General features: G+C 74.1%; 13 protein-coding genes. 12 read left to right on the forward strand and 1 reads right to left on the reverse strand.

Translation table 11 applies throughout. The features are described from left to right. The first annotated feature begins 3 nt into the window (after positions 1-3). The 3 genes from E1200_RS10430 to E1200_RS10440 are packed head-to-tail and all read left to right on the forward strand — an operon-like array spanning position 4 to position 2,638. Positions 4-933 (forward strand): NAD(P)-dependent oxidoreductase, encoded by a 930-nt coding sequence (locus E1200_RS10430; RefSeq protein ID WP_131951626.1) that lies wholly within the window; start codon positions 4-6, stop codon positions 931-933. Between the two features lie 49 nt (positions 934-982). Then, a complete protein-coding gene (locus tag E1200_RS10435; RefSeq protein WP_131951627.1) occupies positions 983-1,726 on the forward strand; it encodes a Clp protease N-terminal domain-containing protein in 744 nt (247 codons plus the stop codon). 30 nt (positions 1,727-1,756) lie between these two features. Then, positions 1,757-2,638, forward strand: coding sequence for an alpha/beta hydrolase (locus E1200_RS10440; protein WP_131951628.1), 882 nt, complete (start codon positions 1,757-1,759; stop codon positions 2,636-2,638). 15 nt (positions 2,639-2,653) lie between these two features. Here the strand turns inward: E1200_RS10440 and E1200_RS10445 are convergent, their stop codons facing one another. Further along, positions 2,654-4,138, reverse strand: a complete 1,485-nt coding sequence (locus tag E1200_RS10445; protein WP_131951629.1) for a PucR family transcriptional regulator — start codon at positions 4,136-4,138, stop codon at positions 2,654-2,656. 97 nt (positions 4,139-4,235) lie between these two features. Between E1200_RS10445 and uraD the strand changes: the two genes are divergently transcribed. Genes uraD through alc form a run of 9 tightly spaced genes read left to right on the forward strand, consistent with a single transcriptional unit; the run spans position 4,236 to position 13,317 of the window. Further along, positions 4,236-4,709 carry a 2-oxo-4-hydroxy-4-carboxy-5-ureidoimidazoline decarboxylase gene (uraD, locus tag E1200_RS10450; RefSeq protein ID WP_243708466.1) on the forward strand — a complete coding sequence of 158 codons (474 nt, stop codon included), beginning with the start codon at positions 4,236-4,238 and terminating at the stop codon, positions 4,707-4,709. Next, on the forward strand, positions 4,706-5,020 hold the full coding sequence (uraH, locus tag E1200_RS10455) for a hydroxyisourate hydrolase (RefSeq protein WP_131951631.1): 315 nt from the start codon (positions 4,706-4,708) through the stop codon (positions 5,018-5,020). The genes uraD and uraH overlap by 4 nt, the downstream gene beginning before the upstream one ends. Positions 5,021-5,025: 5 nt before the next feature. Further along, on the forward strand, positions 5,026-5,892 hold the full coding sequence (gene pucL / locus E1200_RS10460; RefSeq protein ID WP_131951632.1) for a factor-independent urate hydroxylase: 867 nt from the start codon (positions 5,026-5,028) through the stop codon (positions 5,890-5,892). A 19-nt stretch (positions 5,893-5,911) separates the two neighbouring features. Further along, entirely contained in the window at positions 5,912-6,829 is a 918-nt protein-coding gene (locus E1200_RS10465) for an FAD binding domain-containing protein (protein ID WP_131951633.1), read from the forward strand. Continuing rightward, the gene (locus tag E1200_RS10470; RefSeq protein ID WP_131951634.1) at positions 6,829-7,329 is read left to right on the forward strand and encodes a (2Fe-2S)-binding protein; all 501 of its coding nucleotides are present in this window, start codon (positions 6,829-6,831) and stop codon (positions 7,327-7,329) included. The genes E1200_RS10465 and E1200_RS10470 overlap by 1 nt, the downstream gene beginning before the upstream one ends. Further along, entirely contained in the window at positions 7,326-8,714 is a 1,389-nt protein-coding gene (locus tag E1200_RS10475; RefSeq protein ID WP_131951635.1) for an 8-oxoguanine deaminase, read from the forward strand. Before E1200_RS10470 ends, E1200_RS10475 begins: the two co-directional genes overlap by 4 nt. Continuing rightward, positions 8,715-11,036 carry a xanthine dehydrogenase subunit D gene (gene pucD, locus E1200_RS10480; RefSeq protein ID WP_207933283.1) on the forward strand — a complete coding sequence of 774 codons (2,322 nt, stop codon included), beginning with the start codon at positions 8,715-8,717 and terminating at the stop codon, positions 11,034-11,036. It begins immediately after the preceding gene. Further along, complete coding sequence (gene allB, locus E1200_RS10485) at positions 11,024-12,328, forward strand: allantoinase AllB (protein ID WP_131951636.1); 1,305 nt, start codon at positions 11,024-11,026, stop codon at positions 12,326-12,328. Before pucD ends, allB begins: the two co-directional genes overlap by 13 nt. Next, positions 12,325-13,317 (forward strand): allantoicase, encoded by a 993-nt coding sequence (gene alc / locus E1200_RS10490; protein WP_131951637.1) that lies wholly within the window; start codon positions 12,325-12,327, stop codon positions 13,315-13,317. Before allB ends, alc begins: the two co-directional genes overlap by 4 nt. Positions 13,318-13,409 lie beyond the last annotated feature (92 nt).

Here is a 13,409-nt window from a genome sequence, read left to right on the forward strand (position 1 = left end):
CGCATGAGAATCGCGGTGACGGGCGCCTCGGGCTTCGTCGGCGGCGCGGTGTGCCGGCGGCTGGCGGCCGAGGGCGTCACGGTGTTCGCCTACGGCCGCCGCACCACCGTGGACGCGGGCCACGTGGGCGGCGCGATCTACCGCGCGTGGGACATCACCCGCGGCCCGCTCGCGGACGCGCCCGAGGTCGACGCGGTCGTCCACTGCGCGGGCAGCGTCACCGACTGGGGTCCGGCCGCCGGGCTGTTCGCCGCGAACCTCACCGGCACCCGCAACGTCCTGGCGGCCTTCCCGGGCGCGCGCTTCGTCCACGTCAGCACGGCGAGCGTGTACGACCCGTTCCGCCCGAGCGTCATGGCCACCGAGGACGAGGCGCCCGTGCGCCGGTACATGAACGCCTACGGCGCCTCGAAGGCCGCCGCCGAACGCGCCGTACTCGCCGCGCCCGGCACGGTCATCCTGCGTCCCCATGCGGTCTACGGCCCCGGCGACACGACGCTGCTGCCGCGCGTGCTGTCGGCGGTGCGGGGCCCGGTCCTGACCGCCGCCGGGACGGGCCGCCAGCGCATCAGCCTCACCTCGATCGCCAACCTCGTCCAGGCGTGCGTGCTGGCCGCGACCGGCCCGGCCGCCCCGGGCGTCTTCAACGTCGCGGACGCCGCCCCGGTCACGATCGACGACGCGTTCCGCGAGATCCTCCGCGAGCGCGGCGTGCGGGCCAGGCCGGTGTACGTGCCCGCCGCGGTGGCGCACCCGCTGGCCGCCCTCGCCGAGGGCGCGTTCCTGCTGGCGAGGCGTCCCGAGCCGCCGCGCATCACCCGCTACGCGATCAGCCATCTCGCCGTGGAGCGCACCCTCGACATCACCGCCGCCAGGGAGGCCCTCGGCTACGACCCGCTGCCCACGTCGTTCGCCGGGGCCGCCGCCTGGTGATCGTCAACCGCGGGTTGACGGCCATGGGTCGTCAACCTAAGGTTGACGCATGACCGAACCCACCCAGCCGGTCGGGCAGATCCGGCTCGACGAACTGATCAACAGCATCAAGAAGGTCCACACCGACACCCTCGAACAGCTCCGCAGCGCGGTGATCGCCGCCGAGCACCTCGGCGAGGTCGCCGACCACCTCATCGGCCACTTCGTGGACCAGGCCCGCCGCTCCGGCGCGTCCTGGACCGACATCGGCAAGAGCATGGGCGTCACCAAGCAGGCCGCGCAGAAGCGCTTCGTGCCCAAGGGCTCGACCCCTGACCTCGACCCGCAGGACGGCTTCTCCCGGTTCACCCCGCGCGCCCGCAACGTCGTCATGGCGTCGATGAACGAGGCGCAGGCTGCGGGCAACGACCACATCACCCCCGTGCACATCACCCTGGGGCTGCTGTCCGAGCCCGACGGGCTCGGAGCCAAGGCGATCGTCGCGCAGGACGTCCTGCTCGACGCCCTACGCCAGGCCGCGACGGCCGCGCTGCCACCGGAGTCCGAGAGCGTCCCCGAGCTGATCCCCTATGACTCCGACAGCAAGAAGGCCCTGGAACTCACCTTCCGCGAAGCGCTGCGTCTGGGCCACAACTACGTCGGCACCGAGCACGTCCTGCTCGCCCTCCTCGAACTGGAGGACGGCACGGGCGTCCTGTCCGGACTCGGCATCGACAAGGCGAAGGCCGAGGCGAGCATCACCGAGGCCCTGACCGCCGTCGCCGCCGAGGAGGGAGCCGCCGAGGAGGGATGAGTTCCGGACGCCCGCGGAGTCCAACCCGGCATGAAGAAGACCGTCAACGGAGTGGACCTGCACATCGAGACGTCCGGTGACCCGGCCGGCGCGCCCGTCCTGCTGGTGGGCAACACCGTGCACACCTGGCCGGACGAGCTCTGCGCCCGCCTCACCGCCCTGCGCCGCCACGTCGTGCGCTACGACCTGCGCGGCACCGGGCTGTCCCGTTCCCCGGAATCCGCCGCAGACCCCGAAGCCCACGACCCTGAAGCCCCCGACTACACGCTGCGCGACCTGGTCGAGGACGCCGCCGGTGTCCTCGACGCCGTGGGCCTGCCCGCCGCGCACGTCGCGGGCTTCGGGGTGGGCGGCTGGATCGCCCAGCTCCTCGCGCTCGACCACCCGGACCGCGTCAGCACCCTCACCCTCGTCGCCACCAGGCCCACCGCGCCCGGCCCCGCCGACCCCGACCTGCCCGAGCACGCACCCGAGCTGATGAAGCACTTCATGAACCCGCCGGAGGTCGACTGGACGGACCGCGAATCCGTCGTGGGCTACATGCTGGAGAACGCGCGCCACATGTCCGGCCCGGAGTTCGACGAGGCCGAGGCACGCCGGAACATCGAACGGATCCACGACCGCACGCTCCCCGCGCCCGACCCGGGCAAGGCGCACCGCGCCGATCAGATGGCGACCGCGTTCGCCGCCCTCGACAGCGGCCCGCGCTGGCGCGAGCGCCTCGGCGGCGTCACCGCGCCGACCCTGGTGATCCACGGCGAGGACGACCCGTTCTTCCCCCTCGGCAACGCCCGTGCGCTGGCCGCCGAGATCCCGTCCGCGGAGCTGCTCGTCCTGCCGCGCACCGGCAACGAGCTCCCGCGCCGCACCTGGGACGCGGTCGTCGCCGCGATCCTCCGCCACACGTCATGACCTGGCCGGCCCGGCTCAGGACGGCCCGCCGCCCGGGTCGTCTTCGGGGCCGTGCGCCAAGCGGAGGGCCAGGAAGAAGTCGACGCGGTCCTCCAGGCGGGAGAGGTCGCGGCCGGTGAGGTCCTGGACGCGCTGGATCCGGTACCGGACGGAGTTGACGTGCAGGTGGAGCCGTTCGGCGCAGCGCGTCCAGGAGCCGGAGACCCGCAGCCACGTCTCCAAGGTCCGGACGAGGTCGGCGCCGTGGAGCCGGTCGTACTCGTGCAGCGGGTCCAGGAGCCGGACCTTGAACATGTGGCGGACGTCGTCGGGGACGCTGGCGAGCAGCAGCACGTGCGTGGCCAGCTCGTCGTGGCGGACGACGCAGACCGGGGAGGGGCGCGCGGCGGCCAGCCGGCGCGCGTAACGGGCCTCCTCCACGGCCGCGCGCAGGTCGGGCGCCGTCGCGACGTCGCTGACGCCGACCGCGATGCCGCCGCCCGCCAGGCCGGGAGCGAGCAGGTCCAGGGCGGTTTGGGCCTCCGCCGCGACGTCCTCGCCGGTGGCGGGGACGAGCGCGAGGACCTCGTCGTCCAGGACCCCCACCGCGCGCGGGCGGGGCAGCACCTCGGCGAGGACGGCGCGCAGCTCGTCCGGACGCGGGGAGCCGCGCCCCGACGCGGCGACGGCCACGAACGGGTCGCCGGCCAGGCCCGCGTACCGCAGCCGCGCGGCGTCCCCCACGGCGGCGGCGGTGACGATCTCCCGGTCGGCGTGCACGGCGGTGTCGAGCCGGGCCCGCTCGATCGCGACGATCGCCGCGAGCTCGGTGGTGAGGGTGCGCCGCTCCGGGGGCCAGTCGGCGAAGTCGCCCTCGGAGGCGATGAACCAGTCCGCGACGCGCGCCGCGGACCCGGCCGCGACCGGGAACACGGACATGCCGAGATCCGGGACGTGGTGCGGCAGCCGCGGCGCGGTGAGGAACGCCGCCGCGAGCGCGGCGGGGTCGGGCGGGGGCGGCCCCGCGACGACCCGCCCGGCGGGGGTGAGGACGTGGCAGTGCCCGACCAGGTCGAGGACGGCGTCCAGGCCGGTGCCCTCGACCAGCCGCCGGTGCCGGTCCAGCACGGCGGTGAGGTCGGCGGCGCGGGCGCTGGACAGCTGCCGGACGACCTCCTCGGTCACGGTCGCGAACGCCACGTCCTCCGGCACCTTGAACAGCGGGAGCCGGTGCCGCCGGCAGGCGTCCACCAGGTCGTCCGGGATGGCGCCGAGCGTGAGGTCCCAGGCGGCGAGCCCCGAGACGCCCGCGTCGGCGAGGGCCCGGACGAACGTCTCCGAGTCGGCCGGGCCGGTCCGCCACACCAGCCCGGTGAGCACCAGCTCGTGCCCGCGCAGGTAGCGGCCGGGGTCGAGGAGGTCGGTGGTGACGACCCACCTGATCGTGCGGTCCAGTGCGTCGTCCCCGGTGACCACCTCCAGCCGCAGCCGGGGCATCGCGAGCAGGGAACGCAGCCTCATGTGTAGCAAGCTACAAAAGCGGGGCGGGTGAGCGGGGCCACAGTTCGGAGGTCCTGTCACTCGACCGGGCCGCGGGCGGCTGTGTGTACTGGCAGGCGTGAAGGTCGGTGAGGCGGAGCTGGCGGCGTGCTGCGCGTCCCGCCGGTGGCTGGCGGCGGTGGCCGCGCAGCCCCGCGACGATCTCGGCGTGCTGCGCGAGACCTCAAGGCGGGTGCTGCGCGAGCTGGCGTGGGCGGACGTCGAGGAGGCGCTCGCCGCCCACCCCCGCATCGGGGAGCGCGCGGAGGGCGGGGCGCGGGAGGCCGCCTGGTCGCGCAGAGAGCAGTCCGGGGTGGACGGTGCGGCGGCGGACCTCAGGGCCGCGCTCGTCGAGGGCAACCGCGCCTACGAGCAGCGTTTCGGGCACGTGTTCCTGATCCGGGCGTCCGGGCGGTCGGCCCTGGAGATGCTGGGTGAGCTGCGCGAGCGGCTGGGTAATGACGTCGAGACCGAGCGGCGGGTGGTCCGGGCCGAGCTCGCCGAGATCGTCGACCTGCGGCTGGCCCGGCTCGGCGAAAGGGAGGACGCGTGAGCCTGTCGACGCACGTGCTGGACGCGGCGAAGGGCCTGCCGGCGGCGGGCGTGGCCGTCCGGCTGGACCGGCGGGCGGACGACGGCACCTGGACGGCACTGGCCGAGGCCCGCACCGACGCCGACGGCCGGATCCGGGAGTGGGGCGCGGAGCCGGGGGAGGGCGTGCACCGGCTGACGTTCGACACGGCGGGGCTGTCGGACTTCTACCCGGAGGTCACCGTGGCGTTCACGATCACCGATCCGGGGCGGCACCACCACGTCCCGCTGCTGATCAGCCCGTTCGCGTACTCGACCTACCGAGGGAGTTGACGGCGATGGCCGTCGTGCTCGGCCCCAACCGCTACGGCAAGGCGGAGACGCGGGTCGTCCGCGTCACCCGGGACGGGCAGACGCACCGGATCAAGGACGTCAACGTCAGCGTCGCGCTGTCGGGCGCCATGGAAGAGGTGCACCTGACCGGCGACAACGCGGCCGTCCTGCCGACCGACAGCCAGAAGAACACCGTCTTCGCGTTCGCGAAGAAGCACGGCATCGGGGCGATCGAGGAGTTCGGCCTGCTGCTCGCGCGGCACTTCGTAGGCTCCCAGCCCGCGATCTCCCACGCCAGGGTCGAGATCCACGAGTACGGCTGGGAGCGGATCACGGGCGGGCACTCCTTCGTCCGGACCGGCGGGGAGGTCCGCACGGCGGTCGTGCACAGCGACGGCGAGGGCGGCGACGAGTCGGTGGTCTCGGGCCTTGCGGATCTGGTCGTCCTCAACTCGACCGGCAGCGAGTTCCACGGGTTCGCCCGGGACGAGTACACAACCCTCGCCCCGACCGACGACCGCATCCTCGCCACCGCCGTGACCGCCCAGTGGCGCCACCGGGGAATCGACACGCGCTGGGACGACTCCTACCGCGCCGCCCGGGAGGCGCTGCTCATGGCGTTCGCCGAGACGCACAGCCTGTCGCTCCAGCAGACGCTCTTCCAGATGGGGCGCCGGGTCCTGGAGGAGCAGGCGGAGCTCTGCGAGGTGCGGCTGTCGATGCCCAACAAGCACCACTTCCTCGTCGACCTGGAGCCGTTCGGCTTGGCCAACGACAACGAGGTCTATTTCGCCGCGGACCGCCCGTACGGGCTCATCGAGGGCACCGTCCTCGCCGACGACGCCCCGCCCGCCCCGGCCGCCTGGAACTGAGAGAGCGAGGGGCCTGGACATGGACTTCCTGCGACCGGCGACCTGGGCGGACGCCCTCGCCGCGAAGGCGGAGCGGCCGGACGCGCTGCCCCTGCAGGGCGGCACCGACGTCATGGTCGAGCTCAACTTCGCCGCGCGCCGGCCGGCGGCGCTGCTCGACCTGACCCGCGTCCGCGACCTGGCGGAGTGGGACACGGTGGACGGGGACACGGCGGACGGATACACGGCGGACGGGGGAACGGCGGGCGGGCGGCTGCGCGTCGGCGCCGGGGTGACCTACACCCGGCTGATCGAGGAGCTGGGCGGCCGGCTGCCCGGCCTCGCGCAGGCGTCCCGGACGGTCGGCTCGCCGCAGATCCGCAACCGCGGCACCGTCGGCGGCAACCTCGGCGCGGCGTCCCCCGCCGGGGACGCGCACCCGCCGCTGCTGGCGTGCGGCGCCGAGGTCGAGGCCGAGTCGGCGGCGCGCGGCGTCCGGATGATCCCGGCGGCGGACTTCTGCACCGGCGTGAAGCGCAGCGCGCTGGAGCCCGACGAGCTGATCCGCGCGTTCTGGGCGCCGCCCGCGTCCGGCCCGCAGTACTTCGCCAAGATCGGCCCCCGGAACGCGATGGTGATCGCGGTGTGCTCGTTCGCGGTCGCGCTGCACCCGGCGGAGCGGCGCGCCGGGACGGGCCTCGGCTCGGCCGCCCCGACACCGCGCCGCGCCACCGCCGCCGAGGAGTTCATCTCCGGCGAGCTCGACTGGGCCGGCCGCGGCCCGCTCGCCGAGGCGGCGGCGCGGCGGTTCGGCGAGCTGGTGGCGGACGCGTCCTCGCCGATCGACGACGTCCGGGGGACCGGCGACTACCGCCGACACTCCCTGGCGGTGCTGGCCCGCCGCACCCTGACCTGGGCCTGGAACGACCACCGGAACGCGGGAAGGAGGGCCTCCTGATGCGCGTGAACGTCACCGTCAACGGCGCCGCGGAGACCGTGGACGACGTGTGGGAGGGCGAGAGCCTGCTCTACATGCTGCGGGAGCGGATGGGCCTGCCCGGCTCGAAGAACGCGTGCGAGCAGGGCGAATGCGGGTCCTGCACGGTGTACCTGGACGGCGTCCCGGCGTGCGCGTGCCTCGTCGCGGCCGGGCAGGCGGAGGGACGCGACGTCCGCACGGTCGAGGGGCTCGCCGAGGGGCCGCCGGGCAGCGGGCGGCTCGATCCGGTGCAGGAGGCGTTCGCCGAGACCGGCGCCGTGCAGTGCGGGTTCTGCACGCCCGGCCTGATCGTCCAGACGCACGACCTGATCGCGCGGAACCCCGCGCCGACCGACGCCGAGATCCGCGAGGCGCTCGCCGGGAACCTGTGCCGCTGCACCGGCTACGAGAAGATCCTGGACGCGGTGCGCCTCGCCGCCGAGCGAAAGGCCGCCGAGCGAAAGGCCGCCGCGACATGACGCACGACGAGCCGCATGACAAGCCGCATGACAAGACGATCGTCATCGAGAACGCGCACGTCGTCACCGTCTCGGGGGAGGAGTACCCGGGCGGCCACATCGTGATCGAGGGCGACCGCATCACGGCCGTCGGCCCGGGAGCGGCGCCGCCCGCGCCCGGCGCCGAGCGGATCGACGGCACCGGATGCCTCGCCACCCCCGGTCTCGTCAACACCCACCACCACCTCTACCAGTGGGCGAGCCAGGGCATGGCCGTCGACGGCACCCTGTTCGAGTGGCTGACGACCCTCTACCGGCCCTGGTCGAAGATGGACGCCGAGGTCGTGTCCGGCGCGGCGACCGCCGGGCTCGGATGGCTCGCCAAGTCGGGCTGCACCACGTCCACCGACCACCACTACCTGTTCCCGAGCGGGCGCGGCGACCTGCTCGCGGCGGAGATCGACGCGGCGGCCGAGATCGGCGTGCGGTTCCACCCGTGCCGGGGGTCGATGGACCGCGGGCAGTCCCAGGGCGGGCTGCCCCCGGACGAGGTCGTGGAGGACCTCGAGACGATCCTCGCCGAGACCGCCGCCGCGATCGACCGGTACCACGACCCGTCGCCCGGCTCCATGCTCCGCATCGCCGTCGCGCCCTGCTCCCCGTTCACCGTCAGCCGCGACCTGCTGGTCGAGTCGGCGCGCCTGGCCCGCGACAAGGGCGTCCGCCTGCACACCCACCTCGCCGAGACGATCGACGAGGAGGAGCACACCGCCGAGCAGTTCGGCATGACGCCGGCCGAGTACACGGACTCCCTCGGCTGGCTCGGCCCCGACGTGTGGTTCGCGCACTGCGTCCACCTCCACGACACCGACATCAAGCGGCTCGCGGAGACGGGCACCGGCACCGCGCACTGCCCCAGCTCCAACGCGCGCCTCGGCGCCGGCATCGCCCGCGTGTCCCGCCTGCTGAAGGAGGGCGCGCCGGTCGGCCTCGGCGTGGACGGGGCCGCGTCGGCGGAACTGGTTCCGCTCGCCGGGGAGATCCGCCAGGCGCTCTACATGCAGCGCGCCCGCCACGGCCCCACCGCGCTCACCGCGCGGCAGGCCCTGCACATGGCGACGCTCGGCGGCGCCCGCTGCCTCGGCCGTGACGACGAGCTCGGCGCCCTCGAACCGGGCAGGCTCGCCGACATCGCGCTGTGGCGGGTGGACGGCTTCCACGCGGCCGTCGACGATCCCGTCGTCGCGTTCGCCTTCGGCCAGACCCCGCCGCTGCACCGCCTGCTCGTCGGCGGGCGGACGGTCGTGGCCGACGACACGCTCGTGACCGTCCCGCAGGACGAGGCCGGGCGGCGCGGTGCCGCCGCGCACCGCCGGCTGATGCGGCTCGCGGAGGAGGTGCTCTGAATGGCGTCGCCGGTGCGGAGCCCCGGACAGGTCGCCGCCCCCGGGCGGGGAGGCGTCGGGGAGAGCCCGCTGCGGCCGGACGGAACGCTCAAGGTCGCGGGCGAGTTCGCCTACGCCTCCGACCTGTGGATGGACGGCATGCTGTGGGGCGCGACGCTGCGCAGCCCGCATCCGCGCGCCCTGATCACGTCGATCGACATCGGCCCGGCGCTCGCGGTGCCCGGCGTCCGCGCCGTCCTCACCCACGAGGACGTGCCGGGACGCAAGACGTTCGGCATCGACCACACCGAGGACCAGCCCGTCCTCGCCATCGGCCAGGTCCGGCACGAGGGCGAGCCGGTCGCGCTCGTCGCCGCCGACCACCCCGAGACCGCGCGGCGCGCGATGGAGCGGATCGCCGTCGGCTACGAGGTGCTCGCGCCGGTCACCGATCCGCGCGCGGTGCTCGCCGACCCGGAGGGGCTGAAGGTCCAGGACCGCGGCGGCATCACCCGCCACCAGCCGGTCCGCGTCGGCAACGTCGCGGCGGCGAAGGCGGAGGCGGACGTCGTCGTGTCCGGCGAGTACGAGGTCGGGATCCAGGACCAGGCGTTCCTCGGGCCCGAGTCCGGGCTGGCCGTCCCCGCCGAGGACGGCGGCATCGACCTCTACGTGTCCACGCAGTGGATCCACAACGACCTCAAGCAGATCGCGCCGTGCCTCGGTCTCGCCGAGGACCAGATCCACATGACGCTCGCCGGGGTCGGCGGCGCGTTCGGCGGGCGCGAGGACCTGTCGATGCAGATCCACGCCGGGATGCTCGCCCTGCACACCGGCAGGCCCGTCAAGATGTCGTACAACCGGTACGAGTCGTTCTTCGGGCACGTCCACCGGCATCCCGCCCAGATGCGGTACGAGTACGGCGCCACGGCGGACGGGAAGCTCCTCTACGCGGACGTCGAGATCGTCCTGGACGGCGGCGCGTACACCTCGTCCACGATGAACGTCACGGGCAACGCGGCCTCGCTCGGCGTCGGCCCGTACGAGATCCCCAACATCAGGATCGACGCGTACGGCGTCTACACCAACAACCCGCCGTGCGGCGCGATGCGCGGCTTCGGGGCCGTTCAGGCGTGCTTCGCCTACGAGTCGATGATGGACCGGCTCGCCGCGGCCTGCGGGCTCGACCCGGTCGAGGTCCGCCGCCGCAACGCCGTCACGCAGGGGTCGCGGCTCGCGACCGGGCAGGTCATCGACTCCCCGGCGCCGCTCGCGGAGATGCTGACCCGGCTGGAGGCGATGCCGGTGCCGCCGCCGCTGGACGCCTCCGACCTGCGGAACCTGCCGGGCGGGGTGGCGCAGACGACGCACGGCGAGGGCGTCGTGCGCGGCGTCGGCTACGGCGTCGGGATCAAGAACATCTGCTTCTCCGAGGGGTTCGAGGACTATTCCACCGCCCGCGTCCGGCTGGAGGTCATCGGCGGCGAGGCGACCGCGCTCGTGCACACCGCCGCCGCCGAGGTCGGGCAGGGGCTCGTCACCGTGCAGGCGCAGATCGCGCGGACCGAGCTCGGCGTGCAGAGGGTCACGATCGCCCCGGCCGACGACCGGGTGGGGGACGCGGGCTCGTCCAGCGCATCCCGCCAGTCGTACATGACGGGCGGCGCGGTCAAGGCGGCCTGCGAGGCGGTGCGCGCCGAGCTGCTGGAACTCGCCGCCGGCCGCCTCGGGCGCGCGGACCTCACCGTCGCCGACGGCAAGATCGTCTCGCGGGCGGACGGCGTGCTCGGCACCATCGAGGACGTCCTCGGCGACGACGTCATCGAGCACACCCGCGAGTACCACCACCGCCCCACGACCCCGCTCGACCCGGTCACCGGGCAGGGCGACAGCCACACCCAGCTCGCGCTGTGCGTCCACCGGGCCGTGGTGGACGTGGACGTCGAGCTCGGGCTCGTCAAGGTCGTGGAGCTGGCCGCCGTCCAGGACGTCGGCAAGATCATGAACCGGACGGGGGTCGAGGGCCAGATCCACGGCGGCTCCGCGCAGGGCCTCGGCCTCGCGCTGATGGAGGAGATCGTCGTGACGGACGGCCTCGTCCGCAACCCGTCGTTCACCGACTACCTGATCCCGACGATCCTCGACATGCCGCCGATGCGGCTCGACATCCTGGAGAACCCCGACCCCGCCGCGCCCTACGGGCTGCGCGGCGCGGGGGAGCCGCCGACGCTGTCGTCCACGCCCGCCGTCGTCGCCGCCGTCCGCGACGCGACCGGCAAGGCCCTGCACCGGGTCCCGGTCAGGCCCGAGCACATCGTGCAGGGGCCCCCATGGACGACCTGACGATCAGGTCGCGGCGGACCGTCCTGCCCGAGGGGGAACGTCCCGCCGCCGTCTCCATCAGGGACGGGCGGATCACGGCGATCTCCCCGTACGAGCCCGGCGACCTATTCGGCCCTGTCGTGGACCTCGGTGACGTCGCGCTGCTGCCCGGCCTTGTCGACACCCACGTCCACGTCAACGAGCCGGGACGCACCGAGTGGGAAGGGTTCGCGACCGCGACCCGGGCCGCCGCGTCCGGGGGCGTGACCACCCTCATCGACATGCCGCTCAACTCCCTGCCGCCCACGGTCGACCCGGCCGCGCTCGCCGCCAAGCGCGCCGCCGCCGAAGGCGCCTGCGCGGTGGACACCGGGTTCTGGGGCGGCGCGATCCCGGGGAACCTGCCGTCGCTGCGCCCGCTGCACGACCTGGGCGTCTTCGGGTTCAAATGCTTCATGTCCGACTCGGGCGTCCCGGAGTTCCCGCCCCTCGCACCGGACGAGATGCGGGCCGCCTTCCGGGAGATCGCCTCGTTCGACGGCCTGGTCATCGTCCACGCCGAGGACCCCGGGTCGCTCACCTCGCCGTCCGGCGGCGGCTACGCGGAGTTCCTGGCCTCCCGCCCGCCCTCCGCCGAACGGCTCGCCGTGGAGCAGGTCGTCCGGCTGGTGGAGGAGACGGGCGTGCGCGCCCACATCCTGCACGTGTCCGCCGCCGGCTGCCTGGACGTCCTGGCCAAGGCGCAGGCGGCCGGCCTCCCGGTCACCGCCGAGACCTGCCCGCACTACCTGACGCTGACGGACGGCGACGCCCGGGACACCGCGGCCAAGTGCTGCCCGCCCATCAGGGACGCCGCCAACCGCGAGGCCCTCTGGCAGGGCTTGGCCTCGGGCATCGTCTCGGGCGTCGTCAGCGACCACTCGCCCTGCACACCCGAGTTGAAACGCGGCGACTTCGCCACCGCGTGGGGCGGCATCTCGTCGCTGCAGATCGGCCTCCCCGTCGTCTGGACGGCCGCACGCGAACGCGGCCACACGCTCCACTCCGTCGTCCGCTGGATGTCCGAGGCGCCCGCCGCCCTGGCCGACGTCCCGCGCAAGGGCGCGATAGCGGCCGGCAACGACGCCGACCTCGTCGCGTTCGCCCCCGACGAGACCTTCACCGTCACCCCCTCGGCCCTCCACCACCGCCACCCCGTCACCCCCTACGCGGGCCGCACGCTGACCGGGGCCGTCCACACCACCTGGCTGCGCGGCGAACCCGCGGGCACCGGCCCGCCCGCCGGCCGCCTCCTCACCCGGGAACCGCGATGAACGCCTTCACCTCCCTCCCGGACCTGGCCGTCCGCACGCTCGGCGGGTCGGTCGTCGCCGCCAGCGACGAGTCGTTCGCGGAGAAGGAGAACCTCCTCAACCCGTGGGCGCCGGCGTTCTCCCCGCAGACGTTCGGGCCGAAGGGCCAGGTGTACGACGGGTGGGAGACCGCCCGGCGCCGCGGCCCCGGCCACGACTGGGCGCTGGTGCGGCTCGGAATGCCGGGTGTGGTCCGCGGGATCGTGATCGACACCGCCTGGTTCAAGGGCAACTACCCGCCGCACGCGTCCGTCGAGGCGTGCGCCGTGGACGGCTACCCGGCCGACCTCTCCGGCGCGGACTGGGTGGAGATCGTCCCGAGAAGCCCGCTCGAAGGCGACAGCGTGCACGCCTTCGCGGTGGACGCGGAACGCCTGTTCACCCACGTCCGGCTCAACATGTTCCCGGACGGGGGCATCGCGCGGCTCCGCGTGCACGGCGAGGTCGTCGCCGACCCCCGCCTCCTGGCCGGCCTGACCGTCGACCTGGCGGCCCTGGAGAACGGCGCCCGCGTCGTCGAGTGCTCGGACATGTTCTACTCCTCGCCCGACAACATGCTGTTCCCCGGCCTCGCCCGCAACCAGGCGGAGGGCTGGGAGACCGCCCGCCGCCGCGACGGCGGCCACGACTGGGCCGTGATCCGGCTCGCGGTCCCCGGCGCCATCCGCCTCGCCGAGATCGACACCACGAACCTCAAGTTCAACGCCCCGGCCCAGGCCGCGCTCTCCGGCATGGACGCCCGCGCGGGGGACGCCTGGAGCACCCTCATGCCGAGAACGGACCTCCTGCCCGACACCCGGCACCGCTTTCGCCTCACCACACCGGAGGTGACCCACGTCCGCCTGGACATCCACCCGGACGGCGGCATAGCCCGCCTCCGCCTCCTGGGCACGTTGACGCCCGACGCCGAAAAGACCCTGACCGCCAGATGGAACGCCCTACACCCCTGACCCCCGACTCCGTTGACTTGCGGCGTGTTGCCCTTATGGAGCGCTCCATAAGGGCAACACGCCGCAAGTCAACGAGACGGGCGGGGCGGGGG

It is taken from the genome of Actinomadura sp. GC306, assembly GCF_004348665.1.
In the GTDB taxonomy this organism is placed as follows: Bacteria; Actinomycetota; Actinomycetes; order Streptosporangiales; family Streptosporangiaceae; genus Spirillospora.

Coding starts and splice junctions, on each gene's coding strand:
- E1200_RS10475 (WP_131951635.1), top strand. CDS start 7,326: ATGACGCACGACGAGCCGCATGACAAGCCGCATGACAAGACGATCGTC.
- E1200_RS10435 (WP_131951627.1), top strand. CDS start 983: ATGACCGAACCCACCCAGCCGGTCGGGCAGATCCGGCTCGACGAACTG.
- E1200_RS10465 (WP_131951633.1), top strand. CDS start 5,912: ATGGACTTCCTGCGACCGGCGACCTGGGCGGACGCCCTCGCCGCGAAG.
- E1200_RS10430 (WP_131951626.1), top strand. CDS start 4: ATGAGAATCGCGGTGACGGGCGCCTCGGGCTTCGTCGGCGGCGCGGTG.
- E1200_RS10440 (WP_131951628.1), top strand. CDS start 1,757: ATGAAGAAGACCGTCAACGGAGTGGACCTGCACATCGAGACGTCCGGT.
- E1200_RS10445 (WP_131951629.1), bottom strand. CDS start 4,138: ATGAGGCTGCGTTCCCTGCTCGCGATGCCCCGGCTGCGGCTGGAGGTG.
- pucD (WP_207933283.1), top strand. CDS start 8,715: ATGGCGTCGCCGGTGCGGAGCCCCGGACAGGTCGCCGCCCCCGGGCGG.
- E1200_RS10470 (WP_131951634.1), top strand. CDS start 6,829: ATGCGCGTGAACGTCACCGTCAACGGCGCCGCGGAGACCGTGGACGAC.
- alc (WP_131951637.1), top strand. CDS start 12,325: ATGAACGCCTTCACCTCCCTCCCGGACCTGGCCGTCCGCACGCTCGGC.
- allB (WP_131951636.1), top strand. CDS start 11,024: ATGGACGACCTGACGATCAGGTCGCGGCGGACCGTCCTGCCCGAGGGG.
- pucL (WP_131951632.1), top strand. CDS start 5,026: ATGGCCGTCGTGCTCGGCCCCAACCGCTACGGCAAGGCGGAGACGCGG.